Origin of the sequence: Calidithermus terrae (assembly GCF_003574345.1) — a bacterium.
Classification (GTDB): domain Bacteria; phylum Deinococcota; class Deinococci; order Deinococcales; family Thermaceae; genus Calidithermus; species Calidithermus chliarophilus.
The window spans coordinates 1-9,478 of record NZ_QXDL01000164.1 but is presented as its reverse complement, the minus strand read 5'-3'; the positions used below and the strand labels follow the sequence as shown (position 1 = coordinate 9,478).

Genomic DNA, 9,478 nt, shown 5'->3' with positions numbered 1-9,478 from the left:
CTCCCTCCCCCTGCCCGACCGGTGGCAGGCCCGGATGCCCGAGGGGCGGGAGCCCCAGCGCGAGGGGAGCACCTCCTTCGGCGAGCTCCACTACCGGCTGCTCGAGCGCTTCGCGCCCCCCTCGCTCCTGGTGGACGAGAACTACGAGGTCGTGCACTCGAGCGAGAACGCCGGGGAGTTCCTGCGCTTCGCCGGGGGCGAGCCCTCGCGCAACCTCCTCAAGCTCGTGCACCCCGCCCTCCAGCTCGACCTCCAGGCCGCGCTGATGGCCGCCAGGGCCGAGGGCCGCCCGAGCGAGGTGCGCGACGTGCGCGTGCGGCTCGGCGGCGAGGAGCGGGCGGTCAGCGTGGGCGTGCACCCGTTCGTGACGGCGGAGGGGGGCCGGGAGTACTTCCTGGTGACCTTCGAGGGCCGCGAGGCCTCCGGCGCCGCCGCGGGCGGCGGGGCGAGGCCGCTGTCGGAGACCCTGGCGGGCGACAAGGCCGTCGAGGCGGTGGTGCGGCGGCTGGAGGACGAGCTCCAGCGCACCCGCGAGCGGCTGCGGGCGACCCTCGAGCAGCACGAGACCTCGGTGGAGGAGCTGCGGGCGTCGAACGAGGAGCTGCAGGCCATCAACGAGGAGCTGCGCTCGGCGTCGGAGGAGCTGGAGACGAGTAAGGAGGAGCTGCAGTCGGTCAACGAGGAGCTGACGACGCTCAACCACGAGCTCAAGGAGAAGGTCGATGAGCTCAGCCGCGCCAACTCCGACCTGCTCAACCTCATGGCGGCCACCGACATCGCCACGATCTTCCTCGACCGCGCGCTCAACATCAAGCGCTACACCCCGGCGGTGCGCGAGCTGTTCAACATCATCCCCTCGGACGTGGGCCGCCCGCTGGAGCACCTCACCCACAGGCTCGCCTACGGCCGCCTCGCCGACGACGCCCGCGAGGTGCTCGAGCGCCTGCACACCCTCGAGCGCGACGTGCACACGTCGCAGGGCGAGCGGCACTACCTGCTGCGCCTGGCGCCCTACCGCACCGTGGAGGACCGCATCGACGGCGTGGTGGTGCACTTCATCGACGTGACGCGGCGCAAGCAGGCCGAGGAGCGGCTGCGCGCGAGCGAGGCCCGGCTGCAGGCGCTGGTCGAGGCCCAGGAGCGCTTCGTGGCCGACGCCTCCCACGAGCTGCGCGCCCCGCTGGCGACGGTGCTGGGCAACCTCGAGCTCGTCCACCGCTTCCCCGACATGCCCGAGGAGGAGCGCCGGCTGGCCCTGGGCGACGCGCTCAGCGAGGCCCGGCGGATGAACCGCCTGATCCGGGACCTGCTGACCCTCGCCCGCGGCGACACCACGACCCCGCCGCCGCCGCAGGCGGTGCGGCTGGAGGAGCTCGCCGCCGAGTGCCTGCGGCAGATCAGCCTGCTCGGCCCCGAGCACCGCTTCGAGCACGCGCTCGGCCCCGTAACGGTGGCCGGCGACCCCGACCGGCTCAAGGAGCTCCTGCTGATCCTGCTGGAGAACGCGGTGAAGTACACCCCGGCGGGCGGGACGGTACGGCTCGAGCTCGCCGCCCGGGGCGCCCACGCCGAGCTGCGCGTGCGGGACACCGGCGTCGGCATCGCCCCGGAGGACCTGCCGCACGTCTTCGAGCGCTTCTACCGCGCCGACCCCTCCCGCTCGCGCGGCGCAGACCCCGGGGGCACCGGGCTGGGGCTGGCCATCGCCAAGCAGGTCGTCGAGCAGCACGGGGGGGAGATCCGGCTACAGAGCGAGCCGGGCAGGGGAACCGTCGCCGTGGTGCGGCTGCCCCTCGCCCGCGGCCAGCCCTAGGCGCGCGGCAGGGGCCTCCCGGCTCCCGGTGCCGGCCGGCGGCCGTAAGCTTCCCGGTTAACGCCCTCGCCCCCGAGGCCCCCCCGACGGCCGCGCACTCAGCCCAACCTCAGCCGCCTCCGGTAGCGTGGGCTGTTCCGCTGCCGCCCAGGGGCGGACCCCTGCCGCGACCGCCGGCACGGACGGGCGCGCTGCCCAGGCCCGGCCAGGTGTCTGGAATGACCAACTCACTGGTGCTCATCGTGGACGACGACCCCGCGATCCGGGCTTTCCTGCGCCGGGTGCTGCGGCTGAGCGGCCTGGAGGTGCTCGAGGCGGCCGACGGGGGCAGCGGCCTCGAGCTCGCCCTGGCCGAGCCGGCGGGGGCGGTGATCCTCGACTACAACCTCCCCGACACCGACGGGCTGAGCGTGCTCCAGCGCCTCAAGGCCCGCAAGCCCGCGCTGCCGGTGCTCTTCCTCACCGCCTACGGCGAGCCCGAGCTCGAGCGGCGGGCGCTCGAGCTCGGCGCCGACCTGTTCCACAGCAAGCCCATGACCCTCGACGCGCTGCTGAGGGCCGTGCGGCAGTTGCTCGAGCGCCCGCCGGCGGGCGGCCCGGGGCCGTGAGGGCGCGGCCGCGTCGCCCGGGTGTAGAATGGGGTTAAGAGCGAGAGCTCTCGAGCGACTACCCCAGCCAAGACCTTCCGTAACATTCGCGCTGACAGGGGCATTCTAGCCGTTCCCGACTGGCCCTGCTGCGTTCAGGGCCCGGAAGGCAGACCCTGATTGAAGCACATCCTCGTTGTGGACGACGACCCCTCGGTGCAGCGCCTGATGCGGCGGCTCCTCGAGCTGCTGGGGTGCTCGGTGGAGGCGGTGGGCTCGGGCGAGGAGTGCCTGCGGCGCCTGGAGTCCGACCCCCCCGACCTGCTGATCCTGGACCTGATGCTGCCCGGCCTCGACGGGGCGGCCGTGCTGCAACGCCTGCAGGCCCGGCGCCTGGCGCTGCCCGTCCTGGTGCTCAGCGCCAAGGACGAGATCGAAAGCCTCCCCGGCGAGCTCGCCGGCGCGAGCGCCTACCTGACCAAGCCGGTGCACGTCGCCGAGCTGGTGGAGGTCGTGAACGGGCTCCTCGGGGCGGCCCTGGCCGGCGGGGGGGGCGGCGCCCGCGCGGCGCACGAGGAGGGCCCGGGCGGCGATACCTCCGGCTGAGCCTCACCGCGTTCCCCCCAAACACCCCCCGGTCCCCGGGGGGTGTTTTACCCCGCCCAGCCAACCCGGCCGTGCGGGGCATTGGTGGGAGCCGCCCTCAGCGGCCGCGGGGGGCGTCCGGGGCGAGCGGCAGCCGCACCACGGCGACCGTGCCCTTGCCGAGCTCGCTCTCGAGGCGGATCCCCCCGCCGTGCTGCTCGGCGATCCACCGGGCGATGGCCAGCCCCAGGCCGCTGCCCCCGACGGCCCGGCTGCGGGCCCGGTCGGCGCGGTAGAAGCGCTCGAAGACGTGCGGCAGGTCCTCCGGGGCGATGCCGACGCCGGTGTCGGCGACGCGGAACTCGGCGTGGGCGTCGCCCAGGTCCAGCTCCAGGCGCACCGTCCCGCCCGCCGGGGTGTACTTGAGGGCGTTCTCCAGGAGCTGCAGCGCGAGCTGCTTGAGCCGGTCGGCGTCGCCGGTCACCCACGCCTCCGGCAGGGGCCCCCGCTCCATCCGGTGGTCCTTGCCCAGCACCCTCGCGGTGGCGAAGGCCTCCCGCAGCACCTCGTCGAGGCGCAGCGGCTCGAGCCGCAGCCGCAGCCCCGCGTCGCCCCGCGCGAGGGCGAGCATGTCGTTGACCAGCCGCGACAGCCGCACGGCCTCGCGGGTGACCTCGGCCAGGGCCTCCTCGCGGTCGGCCTTCCTCATGTTCTTGAAGCGGGCGAGGAGCTGGAGGTTGCCCACGATGGCGGTCAGCGGCGCGCGCAGCTCGTGGGCGGCGTCGTTGACGAAGCGCTTCTGGGCCTCCGAGAGCTCGCGGTAGCGCCGCTCGCTCGCCTGCAGGGCGGCCTCGGCGAGCTTGCGGTCGTGGATGTCCACCCCGACCCCGAACCACTTGACGACCTCGCCGGTGCGGGGGTCGCGGTAGGGGCGGCCGCGGTTGAGGAACCAGCGGTACTCCCCCGAAGCCGAGCGGTTGCGCTGCTCGACCTCGAAGGGCCCGCCGGTCCGCCGCGCCTCCTCGAAGGCCGCCAGGACCCGCGGGGCGTCGTCGGGGTGGGTGAAGGTCGCGACGAGCTGCGCCGTGGTGGTCGGCTCGAAGGGCACCCCGCAGTAGTCGGTCCACTCGCGGTTGAAGAACTCCGCCCGCCCCTGCGCGTCGGTCATCCAGATCACCTGCGGGACGGCGTCGGCCATCAGCCGGAAGCGCTCCTCCGACGCCCGCAGCTCCTCCTCGGCCCGCTTGCGCTCGGAGATGTCCTGCACCACGGCCCCCACGCCCCACACCTCGCCGTTCTCGCGGATGGGGTAGTAGCTCGCCAGGTAGTAGCCGCCGTCGCCCGGGCGGTCGGGGCGCCCGGCGACCCCGACGTCGAGCACCGGCTCGCCGGTGCGGAGGACCTCGTGCAGGATCGGCTCGACGAGGGGGGCCAAGGCGGGGAGCGCCTCGCCCATGGTGCGGCCCAGGTGCTCCTCCGCCGGCAGCCCGGTCAGCCGGGCCAGCGCCTCGTTGACCCGCACGAAGCGCAGCTCGCGGTCGTAGACGGCGATCCCGGCGGGCGCGCTGGCGAGGACGGTCTCGAGCAGGGCCGAGGTGCGCTCGCCCTCCAGCCGGCGGGCCTCCAGCTCGCGGGTGCGCTCCTCCACCCGCCGCTCGAGCTCGCGGTTGAGGCGCTCGAGCTGGCGGGTCTTGCGGTAGAGCTCGGCGAAGACCCCCACCTTCGCCCGCAGGACCTCGGGCACCACCGGCACCGAGACGTAGTCCACCGCCCCCAGCGAGTAGCCGCGCACCAAGTCCTCCTCCGTCAGCCGCACCGCCGAGACGAAGATGATGGCGGTCTGCTCGTAGCGCGGGTGCTCGCGGATCATGGCGGCGAGCTCGAAGCCGTCTACGTCGGGCATGTTCACGTCCATCAGCACCACCGCGACGTCGGTCTTGAGGAGGTGCTCGAGGGCCGAGCGCGCGGAGTCGGCCTTGATGAGGTTCTCGCCGAGCCCGCTGAGGATGGCCTCGTAGCTCAGCAGCTTGGCGGGCTGGTCATCGACCATCAGGATGTTGACCTTCTCGCCCTGCTGCATCGCCTTCTCCTGTCGGCCGGGGACGGCCTCGGCCTGGGGGTGGGGGTGTTCGAGGTTGGCGGGGGTGCCCATGGCCTCCTACCGGTGCAGCCAGGTCCGCAGGACCGACAGCAGTTGCTCGGTGTTGACCGGCTTGGCCAGGTAGTCCGAGGCCCCGGCCTCCAGGCACTTCTCGCGGTCGCCCTTCATGGCCTTGGCGGTGAGGGCGATGATGGGCAGCCGCCGCACGGCGGGGTTCTGCCGGATGACCCGCATGGTCTCGTAGCCGTCCATCTCGGGCATCATGATATCCATCAGCACGATCGAGAGGTCGGGCTGCGACTCGATGGTGGCGATGGCCTCGCGGCCGGTGCCGGCGCTCAGCACGGTCATGCCGTGGCGCTCGAGCACGCTGCTGAGGGCGAAGATGTTGCGCACGTCGTCATCGACGATCAGCACCTTCTTGCCCACGAGGTCGTCGTCGGAGCGGTGCAGCCGGTGGAGCATCTCCTGCTTGCGCTCCGGCAGGTCGGCCACCACCCGGTGCAGGAAGAGGGCGGTCTCGTCGAGCAGCCGCTCGGGCGACTCCACCCCCTTGACCACCACGCTGCGGGCGAGGGTGTGCAGCCGCGCGTCCTCCTCGGGCGAGAGCTCCTTGCCGGTGAAGACCACCACCGGCAGCTCGCGCAGCTGCGGGTCGTGGCGCAGGGCCTCGAGCAGCTCGAAGCCGCTCATGTCCGGCAGCCGCAGGTCGAGCACCGCGCAGTCGAAGGGCTCCGAGCGCAGCAGCCGCAGGGCCTCGGCCCCGCTCGCCGCCGGGCAGATCTCCACGTCGTCGTGGCCCAGCAGCTCCTGGATGCTCAGCTGCTCGGCCGGGTCGTCCTCGATGACCAAGAGCCGCCGCCGGCGCGGCCGGACGTACTCGCGCATGCGCGCCAGGGCCGCGCCCAGCTCCTCGGCGCTGGAGGGCTTGGTCACGAAGGCGAAGGCCCCCCGCGCCAGGCCGTGCTGCCGGTCCTCGTCGAGGGTGAGGACCTGCACGGGGATGTGGCGGGTGGCGGGGTTGTGCTTGAGGTTGCTCAGCACCGTCCAGCCCAGCATGTCGGGCAGGAACACGTCGAGGGAGATGGCGTTGGGGCGGTACTCGGCGGCCAGGCTCAGCGCCTCGGCCCCGCGCGAGGCGATGAGCACCTTGAAGCCCTCGCGGCGGGCGAGGTCGGCGAGCAGGCGGGCGTAGTGGGGGTCGTCCTCGACGACCAGCAGCACCATGTCGCCCGGGCGCAGGTCGGCGCGGTCGTCGGGGAGGGGCTCGGCAGGGTGCTCGCCGGCCTTGGGGGAGGCGGGCTTGTACGACACCACCGTCTTGGCGGGCTGCGCGGCGGCGGAGGGGCCGGTGTAGTGCAGCGGGAGGTAGAGGGTGAAGGAGCTGCCGGTGCCGGGGGTGCTGCGCAGCTGGATCTCCCCGCCCAGCAGGCTCGCGAGCTCGCGGCTGATCGCCAGGCCCAGCCCGGTCCCGCCGTACTTGCGGCTCGTGCCCGCGTCGGCCTGCTGGAAGGCCTCGAAGATGATGCGCTGCTTCTCCGGGGGGATGCCGATGCCGGTGTCGGCGACCTCGAAGGCCACCACGGTCGCGGCGTTGCGCAGGACGGGGTGGTCGGGGCTGAAGCCCTCGGCCGCCGCCGAGACCCTGAGCTGCACCCCGCCCTGCTCGGTGAACTTGAAGGCGTTGGAGAGCAGGTTCTTGAGCACCTGCTGCAGGCGCTTGGAGTCGGTGACCATGCTGCGGCCGAGCCCGGGGTCGAGGTGCACCTCGAAGCCCAGCCTGCGGTTCTCGGCCTCGTGCCGGAAGGGCCGGGCCACCATCTCCAGCAGCTCGCTGAAGCCCACCTCCTCGGCCTCCACCGTGACCGTGCCGGACTCGATCTTGGAGAGGTCGAGGATGTCGCTGATGAGGTTGAGCAGGTCGGTCCCGGCGCCGTGGATGGTGCGGGCGAACTCGACCTGCTTGGGGGTGAGGTTGCCCTCGGGGTTCTCGCTGAGCTGCTGCCCCAGGATCAGGATCGAGTTGAGCGGGGTGCGCAGCTCGTGGGACATGTTGGCGAGGAACTCCGACTTGTACTTCGACGTCAGGGCCAGCTCGGCGGCCTTCTCCTCCAGCGCCCGGCGGGCCTGCTCGATCTCGCGGTTCTTGCGCTCGACCTCGACGTTCTGCTCGGCGAGCTCGCGGGCTTTTTGCTCGAGCTGCTCGTTGGTCTGCTGCAGCTCGCGCTGCTGGGCCTGCAGCTCGGCGGCGAGCTGCTGCGACTGCTTGAGCAGGCCCTCGGTCTGCATGGTGGCCTCGATGCTGTTGAGCACGATGCCGATGCTGGAGGTGAGCTGGTCGAGGAAGGCCAGGTGCGAGGCGGTGAAGCTGCCCAGCGTCGCCAGCTCGATCACCGCCTTGACCTTCCCCTCGAAGAGCACCGGCAGCACGATCACGCTGCGGGGCGGGGCCTCGAAGAGCCCGGAGCGCACCGGGGGCTGGCCCGGGGGCACCTCGGTGATGAGCATGCGCCGCTGCTCGAGGGCGCACTGCCCGATGAGGCCCTGGCCGAGCTCGAGGCGGGCCGGGTGGCCCTTTCCGGGGTCGTCGGCGAAGGCGGAGAGCAGCTTCAGCCCCGGCGAGCCCTCGGTCTCGAGCTGGTAGATCACCCCCTGGTGGGCGCCGACCAGCGGGGCCAGCTCCGACAGCAGCATGCGGCCCACCGTCGCGAGGTCGCGCTGGCCCTGCAGCATCCCGGTGAAGCGGGCGAGGTTGGTCTTGAGCCAGTCCTGCTCGGTGTTGCGGTCGGTGGTGAGCCGCAGGTTGTTGATCATGGTGTTGATGTTGTCCTTCAGCTCGGCCACCTCGCCGCGGGCCTCGACCTGGATCGAGCGGGTCAGGTCGCCCTGGGTCACGGCGGTGGCTACCTCCGCGATGGCCCGCACCTGGGTGGTGAGGTTGGCGGCGAGGAGGTTGACGCTGTCGGTGAGGTCCTTCCAGGTGCCCGCCACGCCGGGGACCACGGCCTGCCCGCCCAGCTTCCCCTCCACCCCCACCTCGCGCGCCACCGAGGTCACCTGGTCGGCGAAGGTCGCCAGGGTGCCGGTCATGTTGTTGATGGTCTCGGCCAGCGCCGCCACCTCGCCCTTGGCGTTGACCGTGAGCTTCTGCTTGAGGTCGCCGTCGGCGACCGCCGTCACCACCTTCACGATCCCGCGCACCTGCTCGGTGAGGTTGGCCGCCATCACGTTGACGTTGTCGGTGAGGTCCTTCCAGATCCCCGCCACCCCCGGCACCTGGGCCTGCCCGCCCAGCTTGCCCTCGGTGCCCACCTCGCGGGCCACGCGCGTGACCTCCGAGGCGAAGGCGTTGAGCTGGTCCACCATCGTGTTGATCGTGTTCTTCAGCTCGAGGATCTCCCCCTTCACGTCCACCGTGATCTTGCGGGAGAGGTCGCCGCGGGCCACGGCGGTCGTGACCTCCGCGATGTTGCGCACCTGGGTCGTGAGGTTGGCGGCCAGCAGGTTGACGTTGTCGGTCAGGTCCTTCCAGGTGCCGGCCACCCCCGGCACCACCGCCTGGCCCCCCAGCTTGCCCTCGGTCCCGACCTCCCGCGCCACGCGGGTCACCTCGGCGGCGAAGGAGCGGAGCTGCTCGACCATGGTGTTGAGGGTCTCCTTCAGCAGCAGCATCTCCCCGCGCACGTCCACGGTGATCTTCTGGCTCAGGTCGCCCTTGGCGATGGCCGTGGCGACCTCGGCGATGTTGCGCACCTGCCCCGTGAGGTTGGCCGCCATCACGTTGACGTTGTCGGTGAGGTCCTTCCACGTCCCCGCCACGCCGGGGACCACGGCCTGGCCCCCCAGTTTCCCCTCGGTGCCCACCTCCCGCGCCACGCGCGTGACCTCCGAGGCGAAGGCGTTGAGCTGGTCCACCATGGTGTTGATGGTGTCCTTGAGCTCGAGGATCTCCCCCTTCACGTCCACGGTGATCTTCCTCGAGAGGTCGCCGCGGGCCACGGCGGTCGTGACCTGGGCGATGTTCCTCACCTGCGCGGTGAGGTTGCCGGCCATGGAGTTCACGCTGTCGGTGAGGTCCTTCCAGGTGCCGGCCACGCCGGGGACCACCGCCTGCCCGCCGAGCTTGCCCTCCGTGCCCACCTCGCGGGCCACGCGGGTAACTTCCCCGGCGAAGGCGTTGAGCTGGTCCACCATCGTGTTGAGCGTCTCCTTGAGCTGCAGGATCTCCCCGCTGACGTTCACCGTGATCTTCCTCGAGAGGTCGCCGCTGGCGATGGCCGTGGCCACCTCCGCGATGTTCCTCACCTGCGCGGTGAGGTTGCCGGCCATGGAGTTCACGCTGTCGGTGAGGTCCTTCCAGATCCCCGCCACCCCCGGCACCTGGGCCTGGCC

At 72.2% G+C, this 9,478-nt stretch carries 5 protein-coding genes; 3 read left to right on the top strand and 2 right to left on the bottom strand.

Features of this window, described 5'->3' with window-relative positions:
• From Mterra_RS15790 to Mterra_RS15780, 3 genes are all read left to right on the top strand, one after another.
• Positions 1–1,813, top strand: a 1,813-nt coding sequence (locus Mterra_RS15790) for an ATP-binding protein (RefSeq protein ID WP_147372849.1), incomplete at its 5' end; no start/stop codon positions are given.
• Positions 1,814–2,031: 218 nt separating this feature from the next.
• A complete protein-coding gene (locus Mterra_RS15785) occupies positions 2,032–2,421 on the top strand; it encodes a response regulator (RefSeq protein ID WP_119316042.1) in 390 nt (129 codons plus the stop codon).
• A gap of 159 nt (positions 2,422–2,580) precedes the next feature.
• Entirely contained in the window at positions 2,581–3,006 is a 426-nt protein-coding gene (locus Mterra_RS15780; RefSeq protein WP_147372848.1) for a response regulator transcription factor, read from the top strand.
• Between the two features lie 97 nt (positions 3,007–3,103).
• Here Mterra_RS15780 and Mterra_RS15775 read toward each other — a convergent pair whose 3' ends face one another.
• Together Mterra_RS15775 and Mterra_RS15770 are read right to left on the bottom strand one after the other, a co-directional pair.
• A complete protein-coding gene (locus tag Mterra_RS15775; protein WP_119316040.1) occupies positions 3,104–5,137 on the bottom strand; it encodes a hybrid sensor histidine kinase/response regulator in 2,034 nt (677 codons plus the stop codon).
• A gap of 6 nt (positions 5,138–5,143) precedes the next feature.
• Positions 5,144–9,478 (bottom strand): response regulator (locus Mterra_RS15770; protein WP_119316039.1); only part of this gene is annotated, 4,335 nt, incomplete at its 5' end.